Below are 15,906 nucleotides of genomic sequence, written 5' to 3'. Positions count from 1 at the left end.
GCCGATGGGGCATCTGCCCGACACTGCGACCCTCGCTTGGCGCTTAGACGACCGGGAACGAACCCGACGGCTGTTCGCCCTCATCGTAGACATCAGCTGGCGAGCCAATGATGTTCGAATCAGGAGTGCCGACCAGTTTGTAATCCTTGCCGGGGTAGTCGAAACGTGAGAGCACCCAACGCATGGCTTCAAGCCGGGCACGCTTCTTGTCGTTCGACTTCACTACGGTCCAAGGAGCCTGTGGCGTGTCGGTGTAGAAGAACATCGCCTCTTTCGCCTTGGTGTAGTCATCCCACTTATCAAGCGAGGCGAGGTCGGTAGGTGAGAGCTTCCACTGCTTCACCTCGTCGTTGCTGCGCGCGGTAAAGCGTGCGTGCTGTTCAGCTTTGCCCACCGAGAACCAGAACTTGATCAGGTGGATGCCCGAGTTCACGAGCATGCCCTCAAAATCAGGGGTGGTGCGGGTGAACTCAAGGTACTGCTGCGGTGTGCAGTAACCCATCACACGCTCAACACCGGCACGGTTGTACCAAGAGCGATCGAAGAGCACGATCTCGCCGCCGGCGGGAAGATGCGCAACGTAACGCTGAAAGTACCACTGGCTGCTTTCGCGCGGAGTTGGGATTTCAAGCGCAACAATACGGGCACCACGAGGATTCATGTGCTCCATGAAGCGCTTGATCGCGCCGCCCTTACCGGCAGCATCGCGACCTTCAAAGATAATGACGATCCGCTCGCCCTGCTCTTTGGCCCAAGCTTGCAGCTTGATCAGCTCAATCTGCAGCTTGCGTTTTTGGCGCTCGTACTCGGCGGTGCCGATCTTCTTGTCGTAGGGATAACCCTGACGCCAAGGGGCATCTGGACCGTCGTTCTTCGCCTTCTTGCTCTTGCCTCGTGCAAGTTTGCGAGTGAGTTCGCCGATCTCGTCGATCTCAGGAGTGACATCGACTTGCCCAGGGGCGGCCGCGAGAAATTCCTCTCCCGCGGCCGTCACGACACTTTCTTCGCCGGTGCCGGCGCCCTCACCGTTGAGGTGATCGTGTTGCATAAGCAGTTTCTCCTAGTGTTCCTGTTCTGCGAGGCGCTGCTGCGCTTCAACAATGAGTTTCTCGGCATCTGCGGCTGAACCCCACGCGTCAACCTTGACCCACTTGCCTGGCTCAAGATCCTTGTAGCGTTCGAAGAAGTGCTCGATCTCTTTACGGGTGTACTCAGGAATGTCTGCGACGTCCTGGATGTGCGACCAACGTGGATCCTTGTGCTGCACAGCAATGACCTTGTCATCGCCACCAGCTTCGTCGCTCATCTTGAGCACACCGACGGGGCGCACTTTAATTCCCACGCCGGGGTAAACCGGGTAATCGAGCAGTACGAGCACATCGAGCGGATCGCCATCTTCACCGAGGGTTTCTTCGAAGAAACCGTAGTCGGTTGGGTAAACGAAACCGGTGTAGAGCACGCGGTCGAGGTAAACGCGACCGGTCTCGTGATCAATTTCGTACTTGTTGCGGCTGCCCTTGGGGATCTCGATGACGGCATCGAATGCGGCGGTCATTCGCGCTCCTTCTGCGTAGTAAATTCGCGATTTTTCGCGCGCGTATGCGCGAGGCACTTCCATTTTTAGAGGTGCAACTCTAAGATTACGCGAAATATTGTCCATCGCGGGCGGTAGCGTTGGTGAGTATGGCAAGCCATCCACACACCCCGGCCAGCATGCGAGTGCGCCTGGCCGTTCGTGACACACTGAGCCGGCACATTGCCGCGTCTTCTGCGTTGGATCGCCAGCCGCTCGTGCTCGTCGCGCTCTCTGGTGGCGCCGATTCGCTCGCGCTCGCCGCAGCTGTTGCAGCCGAGAGCTCGGGGCTCGGCTGCCGAGTCGGTGCCGTCATCATTGACCACGGTCTGCAGGAAGGCTCCACCGAAATTGCAGATCGTGCTGCTGACCAAGCCAGAGGGCTTGGTCTCTCGCCTGTAGTAGTGCGCCGAGTTCGGGTGGCCACAGGCCCAGCGGCCTCGACCGGGGGGCCGGAAGCGGCCGCGCGATCCGCTCGCTATCGGGTAATCGCTGAGGTCGCCAAAGAACTTGAATGCCACACTGTGCTGACCGCACACACTCGAGATGACCAAGCCGAACAAGTGCTACTTGCACTCGCTCGAGGGTCTGGCACGAGAAGCATCGCCGGTATTCCGCCGGAACGTGAGCTTGCCGAGGGAGTGAGTATCGTGCGCCCGCTACTCAATGAACGTGCCGGAGTTACCCGCGAAATTACGGAAACCTCGTGTGCTGAAGTCGGACTCGATCCCTGGCACGACCCGCACAACACAGACCCCTCGTATCTGCGAGTCAGGGTGCGTACCGAAGTACTGCCGGTGCTAGAAGACGCGCTAGGCCCGGGGTTCGCCGCAGCACTGGCGCGCAGCGCCGACCTTGCCCGTGAAGATGCCGATGCGCTTGACCTGATTGCGGATCAGAAACTCGCAGAACTCGTCAGAGTTGAATTCTCGGCGAATAACGCACAACTAGCGAGTCGAGTGTGCTGCCCCGTGAACGCGCTCAGCCAAATGAGTGCAGCGCTTCGAAACCGTGTAATCCGGCGGATCGCCGAACACTACTTTGCCACGCAGCTCACCCGGGAGCACACACTTGCCATTGCCTCATTAGTTACCGCATGGCGAGGGCAAGGGCCGATCCACGCGCCCGGAATTGTGGCCAAGCGCGAAGCTGGAGATTTGGTCATTTTCGCGCGCTAAAGTATTTGCATGGATGCAACCGAACTGGGTAACGAACTTACCAAGGTGCTGTACACCGAGGCCGAACTGCACGCACGTCTTGCCGAGATGGCTCGCGAGATTGAAGCCGACTACAGCGCGGAGAACCCGCCGCTGCTGGTTGGTGTGCTGAAGGGTGCTGTCATGGTTATGGCCGACCTTGCTCGCGAACTGCGTTTTCACGCACAGATGGACTGGATGGCTGTGTCGTCGTACGGCACCGGCACCAAGTCGAGTGGCGTAGTTCGTATTCTGAAGGACCTTGACGCAGACCTCACTGATCGTGATGTGCTGATCGTTGAAGACATCATTGACTCGGGACTGACCCTCTCATGGCTCAAGGAAAACCTGGAGAGCCGTGGCGCGCGCTCGGTGCGTATCTGCACCATGCTGCGCAAGCCAGAAGCACTCAAAGTCGAGGTCGACGTCGCCTATGTCGGCTTTGATATTCCGGTTGAGTTTGTTGTCGGCTACGGTCTCGACTACGCAGAGAACTACCGCAACCTGCGCGACGTGGCGGTGCTCGCGCCGCACGTTTACAGCGAATAAGGCAAACTCAACCGGTGCGAGGTGCCGCGGGCCGAGTCCCAGAGGGTCTCGGCGCTGGCGTCGCGGCGAAGCCCAGAAATGGCCTTCGCTTGTGGCTTCAGCGCGCACGTTTACAGCGAGTAATACGCTGTACTTTGACTAATTAGTTTGGGCTGGAGCCGAGCGCTCCGGCCCAAATTGTTTCCGCGCTGGGCGAATCCCCAGATGCAATGTCGCCGGTGGCGGCTACGCTTATGGCAGTTTGAATAGAAAGGCCGCGCTTTGGCTGAGACTGCACCCGGTGGTTCCCGGATGAAGAAGATCTTCAAGGGACCACTGGTTTACCTGATCCTGGCACCAATCATCGTGCTCCTTGGCTGGTCGCTGCTCTCTGGCGCTGGCGTGCGTGAGGTTACGACCGAGCGCGGTCTCGAGCTGCTCGATAAGGGACAGGTGACCAAAGCTGAAATCATCGATGGTGATCAGCGCGTAAACCTGACGCTCGAAAAGGCCGACAAGAAGACCGGCGCAACCGACGTCTACTTCTACTACGTCATGCAGCGCGGCAGCGATGTGGTCGCAGCCGTCAACGAGGCCTCGCCAAAGGACGGCTTCACAGACCAGGTACCAAAGCCGAGCGCATTCTGGTCACTGATGACCTTCATCTTGCCGCTCCTGCTGATCGGTCTGTTCTTCTGGTGGATCCTGTCTTCAATGCAGGGCGGTGGCAATAAGGTCATGCAGTTTGGCAAGTCAAAGGCCAAGCTGATTTCAAAGGACACCCCCCAGGTCACCTTCGCAGACGTCGCCGGTGCTGAAGAAGCCGTCGAAGAACTGCACGAGATCAAAGACTTCCTTACCGACGCAACCCGTTTCCAAGCTGTGGGCGCACGTATTCCTCGCGGCGTACTGCTCTACGGCCCTCCGGGTACCGGTAAGACCCTGCTCGCGCGCGCTGTCGCAGGCGAAGCTGGCGTACCGTTCTACTCAATCTCAGGCTCAGACTTTGTCGAGATGTTCGTCGGTGTCGGCGCAAGTCGCGTTCGCGATCTCTTTAAAGAAGCCAAGACAAACGCGCCAGCCATCATCTTTGTCGACGAGATTGACGCAGTAGGTCAGCGTCGCGGCCAGGGAATGGGCGGCGGCCATGACGAGCGCGAGCAGACCCTGAACCAGCTGCTGGTCGAGATGGACGGTTTCGACGAGCGCGCAAACGTGATCGTGATTGCAGCTACAAACCGCGCAGATATGCTCGACCCGGCGCTGCTTCGCCCAGGCCGATTCGACCGTCAGATCGGCGTTGACGCACCCGACATGAAGGGTCGCCGAGCGATCCTTGACGTGCATGCCAAGGGCAAGCCGCTCTCGAAGAATGTCGACCTCGACGTGGTTGCCCGTAAGACTCCGGGATTCTCTGGTGCCGACCTCGCGAACGTCTTGAACGAAGCAGCCCTGCTGACCGCTCGCTCGAACGCGCAGCTCATTGACGACCGTGCTCTCGATGAGGCCATCGACCGAGTGATTGCAGGCCCACAGCGCCGTACTCGCGTGATGAAAGACCAAGAGAAGTTGATGACCGCCTACCACGAGGGCGGCCATGCCCTGGTTGCTGCGGCAATGAACCACTCCGACCCGGTCACCAAGATTACGATTCTTCCCCGTGGGCGTGCGCTCGGGTACACCATGGTGATCCCACTTGAAGACAAATTCTCGGTTACCCGCAATGAGCTGCAGGACCAGATTGCCTACGCACTGGGTGGCCGCGTTGCTGAAGAACTTGTATTCCACGATCCGACCACCGGGGCCGGTAACGACATTGAGAAGGCAACCGCAACCGCTCGCCGCATGGTGACCGACTACGGCATGTCTGCCTCACTCGGCCCAGTCAAGCTCGGCCAGGCTCAGGCCTCGCCTTACCTTGGCGAATTCGGTTCTGCGCGTGACTACAGTGAAGGCGTTGCAGTCTCGGTTGACGCTGAGGTGCGCGCAATCATTGAGCAAGCACACAACGAGGCGTATGTCGCGCTGACCACAAACCGGGCTGTCCTTGACCGCCTCGCACGCGAACTGATGGAAAAGGAAACCCTTGACCACATTCAGATCGCAGAGATCTTTGAAGACGTCGTGAAGGTTCCGCAACGCGGCCTCTGGCTGTCAAGCAATGATCGTCCGGTGAGCGATCAGCCACCGATCGAAATTCCTGAGAGCGCCCGGGCAGACGAGCCAATCGCAGCAAACAACGCCAGCGAGCAGGCCACCGAAACACCGGCAGACGCAACAGATTCTTCGAACGAGCAAGGCGACCAAGCGAAGTGAGCGGAACCGTCGACCGCGACCGCGTCGCACAGGCCGTGCGGGAATTGCTGATCGCGATTGGCGAGAACCCCGACAGTGCGGAGCTTGCGAGCACACCAAATCGAGTGGCCGAGGCCTACACCGAGTTCTTTAGCGGAGTCGGTGTAGACCCGGTCGCGCTGCTCGCTGATGCGGTGCCGGTCGGCGAAGACACCGGTGAACTGGTGCTCGTACGCGACATTACGCTGCGTTCGATGTGCGAGCACCACCTGCTGCCATTTCGCGGGAGAGCGCACATCGCCTACCGGCCCGGCGAGAAAGTCGTTGGGCTCGGGGCGCTGCCACGGGTAGTCGAGACCCTTGCGGCTAGACCTCAAATGCAGGAGCGTCTCGGCGAGCAAATCGCAGACGCAATGGTCGAAGGGCTCGCTCCCGAAGGAGTCCTCGTCGTGCTCGAAGCATCACACGGCTGCGTTGCAGACCGAGGAGTGAAGCAAGTCGAGGCGACCGCTGTCACAATCGCTGCCCGCGGCACGCTCTCACAGCCGGGCATGCGCGCCGAAATACTCGCACTGATTGGCGCCTCATCGCGATGAGTTCCGATTCTCGCCCCACAACAATGAACACAAACATCATGGGTGTGCTGAACGTCACCCCAGACTCGTTTAGTGACGGCGGAAAATACTTCAATCCTGAGACAGCTCTCGCGCACGCCCGCGAACTGGTCTCGCAGGGCGCGACGATCATTGACGTTGGCGGAGAATCAACGCGGCCCGGCGCCGATCGGGTACACCCTGACGAAGAACAGAGCAGAGTGCTGCCGGTGATTGCTGCTCTCACTGCCGAGGGCATTGCAGTCTCGATCGACACCGTGAACGCGAGTACCGCAAAGCTCGCCGTGGCCGCCGGTGCAAGCGTCATCAACGATGTTTCTGGCGGAACAGCCGACCCAGAAATGCTTCGGGTAGCAGCAGAGACCGGGGCGACCCTGGTGCTGATGCACTGGCGCGGTATTCCCGACCCACAACACAATAAATCTGGGTACCACGATGTTGTCAGCGAGGTGCGGGCAGAGCTCGCTGCCCTCGCCGGCTCAGCCATTGCGGCAGGGGTGCAGCCCGACAAGATCATTCTCGACCCGGGCCTCGGCTTCGACAAGACCGCTGCACAGGGCTGGCAGCTGCTCGGTCAGATAGATCAGATTGCCTCGCTTGGTTACCCGCTGCTCATCGGGATTTCACGCAAACGTATGCTGCGAGAAACTCTGCCGGAGAGCGCAAGCGATCCACTCGATCTTGCGCGGCTCGACGGAGCCACAGCCACAGTGAGTGCGTTCATGGCAGGCGTCTGGGGGGTTCGGGTGCACGCCGTCCGCGCGAGCGCCGACGCGATCGCGATTGCGGCAGCGCTGCAAACTGGCGCAGCGAAAACTCCCGTGTCGAACTCGACAGAGGCCGTTGCGTCAGCAGCAACGCAAAGTGATGGTTTTACGCAGGATCGGATCACGCTCACCGGGCTCGAAGTATTCGCGCACCACGGCGTGTTCGACTTCGAGCGTGAACAAGGGCAGAGCTTCTTCATCGACGCCGACATCTCGGTAGACCTAAGAGCGGCGGCCGCAGGCGACGAACTCGCCGCGACCGTTCACTACGGTGAACTCGCGGATGCGATCCTCGCCGCCGTAAAACGAGACCCGGTCGACCTCATCGAAACTCTCGCCGAACGTGTCGCGCAAGTAGCTCTGAGCTATGCAGCTGTGCGCGAAGCGCGTATTACCGTGCACAAACCTGACGCCCCGATTGACGCGAAATTTGCAGATGTTTCTGTGACAATTGTGCGACGAAGGGGTGATGCTCGGTGATTACGCAGCTCGTGCCAGTGCTGTTAGCCTTTGGCGCCAACCTTGGCGACCGAGGCGAGACCATCGTCGCAGCGCAAGACGAGATTGCAACAGCTGCCGGGATCGAGGGCTTTCGGGCCTCGCCGTTGCGCGAAACGATCGCGCTTACGCCAACTGGGCCAGACCCGGATGCTCCACGCTATTTGAACGGTGTAGCCGCAGCGCAGACGACACTCTCGCCGCACGAACTGCTTGATCTGCTGCAGGCAGTAGAACACAAGTACGGGCGTGTTCGCGATAGGCGATGGGGCGATCGCACCCTCGATATCGACCTGATCCTGTATGGCGGCCGCGTCATCAAAGACGACCGGCTCACCGTGCCGCACCCAAGAGCGCACGAACGGGACTTTGTGCTCTCGCCGTGGCTTGCGCTCGATCCGAACGCGGTATTGCTTGGGCACGGCCGCGTCGAAGAGCTTTTGGCGAGGATCGGCGACACCACAAGTGCGCTCGACGAGACGCTGCCCGGCGAAACTTCACCGAGCGAAAATGCTGGGCATCTCGGAGAAAGGGCCTGAAATGCAGCGCACCTCTCCGCTCACGGTGGCCACCTTTGGGGTGGTCGGTATCGGCATCGGGCTTTTGCTTCAGCTTGTGCGGTCAAACGCAGGCATGGCGCCGCTCGTGCCGCCAATTTCGCTTGCGCTGACTGAATTGGTGCTTGGCGGAGTGCTGGTGACGCTCGGTATTTCCCTTCGACGAGCTGTGACGAACAAGTCGGGCAAAGCAGTGAACCCGTTTCACGCGGTGCGTTTACTTGCCGGCGCTCGGGCTGGTCAATTCGTTGGCGCATTGATTGGCGGATTCGGGGCCGGGCTTGCACTGCAATTGCTCTCGCGCAGCGTGATGCCGCCGGCGGCAAGCTGGGTGCCGATGCTGTGCGTCTTCGGCGGGGGAGTCGCCTTGGTGGTGTGCGGTGTTATCGCCGAATCGCTTTGCCGTGTGCCGCCTGGCGCAGACGATGCTGATGGGCCACGAACCGACGGCACAGAGGCAGAGCCAGGCGCAGCCTAGCCCGATCGCAGGAATTTTGGTGCACCGTGCAGAACAGTCGCCAGTAGGCTTGTCGTATGACCAATACCGAGGGGCCAACCCACAGCAACACCTGGCAGCGAGTCTCACCGAGATACGCCTGGGTAGATCTCATCTTTAATCTGATTTGGGTGTTCCTGATCGGAGTCGGCTACTTTTTTGTGGTTTCGGTCATCTCCGAAGAAAAACCACCGTTTATGGTGCACCTCATCGTGGTGATTCTTCTGATCGTGCTCTTCGTGAATTCGATCTTGGCGTTCCGTCGTGTGCGCGCGATCGGCTATCAATTGCGCGAAGACGACCTGCTGTTCCGTCGCGGAATCATGTTCGAGCGTGTCATCGCGGTACCTTACGGACGTCTGCAACTGGTCGACGTCACTCGCGGCCCACTGCTGCGAATGCTCGGCCTCGCGAACCTGAAGTTTGTTACCGCCAGTGCAGCAACCGGCGTCAACCTGCCAGGCCTGCCAATGGCCGAAGCAGAAGCGCTTCGTGACCGACTGGTTGAACTCGCTGAGACGAGGCGGTCGGGGCTGTGAGCGGCGAACCGACACCCCAGCCACCGGTGCTAGAAACCGAGTGGCGCAGACTGCACCCCCTCTCACCGCTTTTGCGCGGTGGACTGGTGCTTATCGTGGTGGCAGGTATTGTCATCGCGAACCTTCGAGACCGATTCATCGAGCTGTTTCTAGCTCGAGGCGTCGTTGACGCAATGGGTCCAAACGAGGGTGACATCATCGACTATCTCGCGGGCAGGAGCCTGCTCGTGTGGGCACTGCTCGGTGTTGCCGTTGTCGTGCTGCTCATCATTGGCATCGCGTGGTTCAGCTGGCGCTTCAGCACCTACCGTATTACCTCGGAAGCAGTGGAAGTAAAGCACGGTGTGCTGTTTCGACAGCACCGTCGTGCCCCGCTTGAGCGAATTCAGAGTGTGAACCTGCAGCGTTCGCTGCTCGCTCGCATTCTTGGACTGACTCAGGTTGACGTGCAAACTGCCGGGCAGGGTGGCAAGGTTGCTCTGCAGTTCCTCGGGCACAATGATGCGAAGATCGTGCGTGAGCAGATTCTGCTTGCAGCTCGCGTGAGCAAGGCTGGGGCAGCCGGGGTCGCTGTGGCACCCGATGCGGCTGCGTACGGTACGCCAACCGTGCCAGGCATGCCAGGAGCTCCTATCGCCGATGCGCCGGTAGCAATTGACCCGGCGACCGGTCTGCCCTACCCGGCGGCACCAGTTGCGCAGACACCGCAGGGCCCAATCGCTGTTGACTTCGCGGGCCAGCCGTACACGGTGGCCGCGGGAGCGATCGACAGCAGGCTCCGCGACATCGCAGATTTCGACATCGATCCGAGCGCACGCGCTTCGGGCATGATGATCAAGGTGCCGGTCGGTCGACTGATCGGCAGCATCTTGCTGAGCTCCGAAATGATCGTGATGCTCGGTGTAGTTGCCGCGATTATCATCGGCAGCATTTTTGCTTCACCATTCATGCTTGCCGCAATTTTCCCGTTTGGCATCGTCATGGTCGGTGTGCTGATTGCTCAGTTCAACAAGGGTTTCAACTTTGTGCTCTCGCGCGCAGAAGATGGCGTGCGAATTGGGGCTGGCCTTACTGCGACCTCTACAGAGACGATTCCATTTGGTCGAGTACACGCTGTCGAGGCGTTGCAGCCCTTGGGCTGGCGGCCATTCGGTTGGTGGAAGGTTCGCATCACGACAGCGGGGCACTCTGCCGCCGATGCGGGTCAAAACAAGATGCAGAACACCGTGTTGCCAGTCGGCCAGCTCGAAGATGTTGTGCGCGTATTCGAAACGCTGCTGCATGAGGGTGGTCCCGGGTACGAGGATCGCCACGCCACACTTCGTGATGCACTGGTTGGCGCTGGCGATGGCTATATCAAGGCTGGCCGCCGCGGCGCGTGGTTGCTTTGGTTTGGCGTACGCCGTGCGGGTGTGCAGATTGATCAGCCTTACGACCCAAGTGCAAGCTTGCGCGTTCGTCGTGGCTGGCTCACTCGCTCGCTCTCGGTGATGCCGATCGTTCGTGCCCAGTCGGTGCAGTTGACCCGCTCACTTGGGCACTATCTGTTGGGGCTCGCCTCAGTGAAGGCGCACACTGTGCTTGGACCGGTGCGCATGCAGATGCGCGGGCTTGAGCTAAACGAAGCACAGCGATTTTTTGATGCTCTCGCTGCAAACGTTGTCTACGTGCAGGGTCTTGATGCGACGAGTCGTGTTGCCGTGCAGAGCGCACCTGCTCATGCGGCGCCTGCCCACGCGGCACCTGTTTATGACGCTCCGAACGCGCCAGCGACACAGTACGCTCAGCAGCCAGTGCAGCCAGTGCAGCCGCAGCAGCCACCGGTGCAGTACCTGCCGCCGGTGCAACAACCGATTGATCCGCAAGCTCCAACGGCGCAGCCTGACCCACTGAACCCGGAGCAGTAGTGGCTACGCAGCAGCGTGAAGGCCGCCTCGGCATCGGCATTGTTGGCGCTGGAAATGTTGGTCCGGTGCTCGCCCTCGCCCTCGCCGGGGCGGGCCACGCGATCACCGGAATCAGTGCTATCAGTGAGGCAAGCCGAGAGCGTGCCGAAACGCTGTTGCCTGGTGTGCCCGTGCTCGACGTGCAAGAGGTGGTGCGCCGAAGCGAACTGGTGATTTTCGCGATTCCCGGTGCCGAACTGCCTCAGCTTGTACGCGGTCTCACCGAAACGGAGTCGTGGCAGCCAGGGCAGATTGCGTTGCACACCTCGCCAGAACACGGTTACGGAGTTTTTACCCCTGCGCTTGCTGCCGGGGTGATTCCGCTCGCGCTGCACCCAGCACTCATTTTCACTGGAACGAGTCTCGACCTTGGTCGACTCGTCGGTGCCAGTATCGCGGTCACAGCTCCCGCGCCCGTTCTGCCGATTGGGCAGGCGCTGGCAGTCGAGATGGGCGCCGAGCCTGTGGTTGTTGCAGAAGCAGACCGGCCGGCTTACGCCGAAGCCATCTCCGCGGCGACCGAGTTTTCTCGCGCTGTCGTCAAACAGGGTGTTGATTCACTGCGTGAGATTGGTGTCGACAGGCCGGATCGACTGCTCGGCGGCATTGTGCGCGCCGCACTCGAAGAAGAATTGAGAGCCGCAGCAGGCCAGGCCCCTGATCTCGACGTCTGATCCCACGCGCCGCCCGCAACCCCTTCATCGAAACACACTCTTTGTACCGAGATACACTCAAATTTCGCCGAAAAAAGAGTGTATCTCGGTGAAACCAGGCGAACTCGGTGGAGAAGAGCGTTGACAGCGCGGGTTATGCTCGGGCACGCGCAGCGAAGGCTGCAAAGCAGGCCGCGAGGATCGCGCAGCCGCTGATCAGCACGGCCATCGGAACGGCAGTGTCAGGCCCCCAGGCGCCGGCCAGCGGAGCGAGCAAACCGCCGAAGGTGAACTGCAGGCAGCCCATCAGCGCCGCACCAGCACCCCGTGCGTGAGACGCCTCGGCGAGGGCGAGCGCACTCGCATTCGACATGGTGAAACCAGCGCCCGCCGTGAGCACGAATGCGCTCGCGATGAAATTCCAGGGCGAAAGCGCGCCACTCAGACTGAGCGCAAGCATCGCCGCCCCGCCAAGACTGAGCACGGCGACGCCGTAGCCCAGCATGCGTACCGGGCCGACTCGCTCAGCGATCCTCGCGTTCACAATATTGCTCATCACAAGAGCTGCGCCGCCCGCTGAAAACCCAAAAGCGTAAAGCAGCGGAGGCATGCCGAGCACGTCCTGCCCGACAAACGGCGAGGCCGAAATATAGATGATCATGGCGCTGAAACCAAAGACAAACGCGAGCACAAAGCCGATGTATTTTGGCGCGCGCACCAGTGAAGCAAATGTTGCGATGGTCTGGCCGATACGTGCCGGGCGCCGGGACTCTGGCGGGAGCGACTCGGGAATGAAGATCCAAGCGAGCGCGAGCATCACAAGCGAAATCACCGCCAGTGTTGCGAGCGTTCCGCGCCACCCCCAAAGCTCGTGAGTGAGGCCACCGATAGGTGGTGCCAAGATCGGCCCGAGGCCACCCACCATCGCGATCACGCTGAGAGCCTTCACCGCGGTAGCCCCCTCGCTGAGGTCTGCCGCAATCGCGCGGGCCAGCACGATGCCTGCAGATCCGGTGAAACCGAGCAGCAAACGCAACCCAATAAACACCTCAATCGAAGGGGTGAATACCAGTGCGATACCAAGCGCTGAGTAAATGGTGAGGGCCGTGAGCAGCATCGGTCTGCGGCCAAGACTGTCAGAGAGCGGCCCGATTAACAGCTGCCCAACAGCGTTGCCGAGAAAAAACACCGACATCGTGAGCTGCACGAGCGAGGCCGTTGTGCCGAGGTCCGCTTGAATACTGCCGAAAGAGGCGAGATACATATCGGTCGCGAACGGGCTCACCGCGCCGGTAAAGCCAAGCACCCCGAGCAGCAGCGGGGTAAGGCGAGGAGAACGTGAGGTCACAATACCCGTCACAATACATGGCGCCTTTGCGATTGTTGGCCGACGGCTCGCAGCGCCTTGCACACTGGGTAGACTGGATCAGTACGTCAGACCGCAAAAAAGGATGCCGCAAGCATGAGTGACCAGCACGCCCCCGAGACGACCCCACTGAGCGACGAAGAAGTTTTCGAGCAGAAGCGGGTGCGCCTGGAGAAGCGCGACAAACTCAACGCGCTTGCCGGTGATGACCTGGGCGGTGGCGCTTACCCAGTGGCAGTTCCCGTGACCAGCACGATCCCAGAGGTGCGCGCTACCTGGGGCCACCTTGAGGCAGAACCTGATAGCCAGTCGGGCCAGACAGTCGGCATTGCCGGACGCGTTGTCTTCCAGCGCAATACCGGAAAGCTCTGCTTTGCGAGCCTGCAGGCCGGAGACGGCACCCGTATTCAGGCCATGATCAGCCTTGCAAGCGTGGGTGAAGAATCACTCGCGCTCTACAAGGAACTGGTCGACCTTGGCGATCACCTCTTCGTAAGCGGTGAGGTTATCTCGAGCCGTCGCGGTGAGCTTTCGGTGATGGTCAACGAGTGGAGCATCGCGGCAAAGGCGATTGCGCCGCTGCCAAACATGTACGCCGAACTGAACGAAGAATCACGAGTTCGCCAGCGTTACCTCGACCTCATTCAGCGTGAGCGCGCACGCACCAACGTGCTCACCCGCGCAAAAACTATGGCAAGCCTGCGACAGACCTTCGCTGAGCGCGGTTTCATCGAGGTTGAGACGCCGATGCTGCAGACGATGCACGGCGGCGCGAGCGCTCGCCCGTTTGTGACGCACTCGAACGCGTTCGACACGGAACTTTACCTTCGTATTGCGCCCGAGCTTTACCTCAAGCGCGCCGCTGTCGGCGGACTTGAGCGCGTTTTTGAAATCAACCGCAACTTCCGCAACGAGGGTGCAGACTCGACGCACAGCCCAGAGTTCGCGATGCTTGAGTCTTACCAGGCATACACCGACTACAACGGCATCGCCGACCTCACCCAGGCGCTCGTGCAGAACGCTGCACTCGCGACAAATATCGGCACCGAGCGCGAGGGATCGCACGTAGTCGAGTGGGCCGACGGCACACTCTTCGACCTCGGTGGCGAGTGGGATCGCATCTCGATGTACGGTTCGCTCAGCGAGGCAGCCGGACGCGAGATCACGCCAGAGACGAGTGTCGAAGAACTGCAGGCTATTGCCGACGCCGAGGGTGTCGAGGTGAAGCTGCCAAACCACGGCAAGCTGGTCGAAGAGCTCTGGGAGCACTTTGTGATCGACTCGCTCACCAAGCCAACCTTCGTAATGGACTTCCCGGTTGAGACGAGCCCGCTCACCCGCCACCACCGCAGTATCCCCGGTGTGGTTGAGAAGTGGGATCTCTACATTCGCGGCTTCGAACTAGCCACCGGCTACTCCGAGTTGATCGACCCAGTTGTGCAGCGTGAGCGTTTTGTGCAGCAAGCGGCAGAAGCAGCCCGCGGTGACGTTGAGGCGATGAACGTTGACGAAGAGTTCCTGCGCGCGCTTGAGCACGCGATGCCGCCGACCGGTGGCATGGGAATGGGCATGGATCGTCTGCTGATGGCCCTCACTGGCCTCGGCATTCGCGAGACCATTCTGTTCCCGCTCGTAAAGTAACCGCAACAGCCGCGTTAAACGCAGTATTCGCGTGTCCGAAGCAGTAGAGGATCCGCGAGCTCCCGCAGGAAGCCCGCGCTATCGGCGTGCGCTCATTGCACTATTTTGTGCGGGGCTTGCGACCTTTGCGCAGGTGTACTCCCCGCAAGCGGTCTTGCCCGAAATTGCGCGCGACTTTGGTATGAACGAGAGTTCATCGTCGCTCGCAATCGGTGCCACGACGATTGGGCTTGCTATCGGCATGCTGCCGTGGGGTCGATTGAGCGATCGAATCGGACGTGTGCGGGCGATGCGCTGGGCAATTTTGTTGGCAGTTTCGGTTGGTCTGATCACGCCGTTCATGCCGACGTTTGAGAGTCTTGTTGCGCTGCGTTTCGTCGAGGGTTTGTTTCTCGCTGGGTTGCCGGCGATCAGTGTGACGGCGCTCGCCGAGACGGTCACGCCGATGGCGCTCGGCGGCGCTGTCGGGGCGTTTATCGCTGGCAACACGATTGGCGGCTTGGCCGGTCGAATCATTGCCGCGGCCGCTGGTGAAGCGTTCGGGTGGCATTGGGGGTTGTTCGCGGTTGGTGCTGTAGCTGCGGTGGCGGCGGTCAGCTTTGCGCTTTTGATGCCGCCAACTGCGATTGCCCCGGCGAAGGGTTTACCGATTTGGCGGGCGACAATCGCGAACCTGCGAAATCCGGGTGTGATGGTGATGGTGCTGCAGGCGTTTTTGCTGATGGGTGGTTTTGTTTCGGCGTACAACTACCTTGGTTTTCGCTTGCAAGAGGCCCCGTTCGGCCTGAGTCTCACTGCCGTCTCGTGGCTGTTTTTGGCTTATCTTGCTGGCGCGTTTGCCTCGCGCCGCGCCTGGTCGTTGACCGCGCGAGTCTCGCCCATCACGGTGTTGCTGTTGAGTCTCGGTGTGATGTTGCTTGGTATCTTGCTCACCATGCTGCCGTGGCTGATCGCGATTATTGTCGGTCTGGTTTGTTTCACGGTCGGCTTCTTCGGGGCACACTCGATTGCCCTCACGCTTGTTAGTCAGCGTGCCGAGCCGGGCGCGAGAACTCTCGCGCCCTCGCTGTACAACCTGGGTTACTACGCTGGATCAACCCTCATCGGTTGGACCGGCGGTCTTGCTTTTGCCGCAGCAGGATGGAACGGCACCGTGGCGATGATTGTCGCGGTTGTGCTGTCTGCCGCTGCTGCAGCTTGGCTACAGTCACGCTCGCAGAAGCACGGTGTTTGACCT

The 15,906-nt window shown here is 60.4% G+C and carries 15 protein-coding genes; 12 read left to right on the top strand and 3 right to left on the bottom strand.

The genetic code is table 11. From position 1 onward, the window contains the following. Window positions 1-43 precede the first annotated feature (43 nt). Complete coding sequence (ppk2, locus tag QBL02_RS02825) at window positions 44-1,048, bottom strand: polyphosphate kinase 2 (RefSeq protein ID WP_282724835.1); 1,005 nt, start codon at window positions 1,046-1,048, stop codon at window positions 44-46. Window positions 1,049-1,060: 12 nt separating this feature from the next. After that, a complete protein-coding gene (gene ppa, locus QBL02_RS02820) occupies window positions 1,061-1,555 on the bottom strand; it encodes an inorganic diphosphatase (RefSeq protein WP_282724834.1) in 495 nt (164 codons plus the stop codon). A gap of 128 nt (window positions 1,556-1,683) precedes the next feature. On the opposite strand from ppa, the gene tilS reads away from it, so the two are divergent. The 10 genes from tilS (at window position 1,684) to QBL02_RS02770 (ending at window position 11,683) form a co-directional block, all read left to right on the top strand. Continuing rightward, window positions 1,684-2,751 (top strand): tRNA lysidine(34) synthetase TilS, encoded by a 1,068-nt coding sequence (gene tilS / locus QBL02_RS02815; protein ID WP_282724833.1) that lies wholly within the window; start codon window positions 1,684-1,686, stop codon window positions 2,749-2,751. 9 nt (window positions 2,752-2,760) lie between these two features. Then, on the top strand, window positions 2,761-3,318 hold the full coding sequence (gene hpt, locus QBL02_RS02810) for a hypoxanthine phosphoribosyltransferase (RefSeq protein ID WP_282724832.1): 558 nt from the start codon (window positions 2,761-2,763) through the stop codon (window positions 3,316-3,318). Between the two features lie 291 nt (window positions 3,319-3,609). Beyond that, window positions 3,610-5,613, top strand: coding sequence for an ATP-dependent zinc metalloprotease FtsH (ftsH, locus tag QBL02_RS02805; protein ID WP_282725270.1), 2,004 nt, complete (start codon window positions 3,610-3,612; stop codon window positions 5,611-5,613). Continuing rightward, window positions 5,610-6,188: a GTP cyclohydrolase I gene (folE, locus tag QBL02_RS02800; RefSeq protein WP_282724831.1), complete on the top strand. Its 579-nt coding sequence runs from the start codon at window positions 5,610-5,612 to the stop codon at window positions 6,186-6,188. The genes ftsH and folE overlap by 4 nt, the downstream gene beginning before the upstream one ends. Window positions 6,189-6,211: 23 nt before the next feature. Continuing rightward, the gene (gene folP, locus QBL02_RS02795; protein ID WP_282724829.1) at window positions 6,212-7,453 is read left to right on the top strand and encodes a dihydropteroate synthase; all 1,242 of its coding nucleotides are present in this window, start codon (window positions 6,212-6,214) and stop codon (window positions 7,451-7,453) included. Further along, entirely contained in the window at window positions 7,450-8,010 is a 561-nt protein-coding gene (gene folK, locus QBL02_RS02790) for a 2-amino-4-hydroxy-6-hydroxymethyldihydropteridine diphosphokinase (protein ID WP_282724828.1), read from the top strand. The genes folP and folK overlap by 4 nt, the downstream gene beginning before the upstream one ends. Window position 8,011: 1 nt before the next feature. Next, window positions 8,012-8,506 (top strand): DUF3180 domain-containing protein, encoded by a 495-nt coding sequence (locus QBL02_RS02785; RefSeq protein WP_282724827.1) that lies wholly within the window; start codon window positions 8,012-8,014, stop codon window positions 8,504-8,506. 56 nt (window positions 8,507-8,562) lie between these two features. After that, window positions 8,563-9,063 (top strand): PH domain-containing protein, encoded by a 501-nt coding sequence (locus tag QBL02_RS02780; RefSeq protein WP_282724826.1) that lies wholly within the window; start codon window positions 8,563-8,565, stop codon window positions 9,061-9,063. Continuing rightward, a complete protein-coding gene (locus QBL02_RS02775) occupies window positions 9,060-10,970 on the top strand; it encodes a PH domain-containing protein (protein WP_282724825.1) in 1,911 nt (636 codons plus the stop codon). The genes QBL02_RS02780 and QBL02_RS02775 overlap by 4 nt, the downstream gene beginning before the upstream one ends. After that, complete coding sequence (locus tag QBL02_RS02770) at window positions 10,970-11,683, top strand: DUF2520 domain-containing protein (RefSeq protein WP_282724824.1); 714 nt, start codon at window positions 10,970-10,972, stop codon at window positions 11,681-11,683. The genes QBL02_RS02775 and QBL02_RS02770 overlap by 1 nt, the downstream gene beginning before the upstream one ends. 133 nt (window positions 11,684-11,816) lie before the next feature. Here QBL02_RS02770 and QBL02_RS02765 read toward each other — a convergent pair whose 3' ends face one another. Then, a complete protein-coding gene (locus tag QBL02_RS02765) occupies window positions 11,817-13,022 on the bottom strand; it encodes a multidrug effflux MFS transporter (protein WP_282724823.1) in 1,206 nt (401 codons plus the stop codon). Between the two features lie 102 nt (window positions 13,023-13,124). Between QBL02_RS02765 and lysS the strand changes: the two genes are divergently transcribed. Continuing rightward, window positions 13,125-14,669 (top strand): lysine--tRNA ligase, encoded by a 1,545-nt coding sequence (gene lysS, locus QBL02_RS02760; protein WP_282724822.1) that lies wholly within the window; start codon window positions 13,125-13,127, stop codon window positions 14,667-14,669. 31 nt (window positions 14,670-14,700) lie between these two features. Next, window positions 14,701-15,903, top strand: a complete 1,203-nt coding sequence (locus QBL02_RS02755) for an MFS transporter (protein ID WP_282724821.1) — start codon at window positions 14,701-14,703, stop codon at window positions 15,901-15,903. Window positions 15,904-15,906 lie beyond the last annotated feature (3 nt).

The sequence above is a fragment of the Leucobacter sp. UT-8R-CII-1-4 genome, assembly GCF_030010235.1.
Lineage (GTDB): Bacteria > Actinomycetota > Actinomycetes > Actinomycetales > Microbacteriaceae > Leucobacter.
The sequence above is the reverse complement of the archived record's forward strand: the minus strand, read 5'-3'. Positions and strand labels throughout refer to the sequence as shown.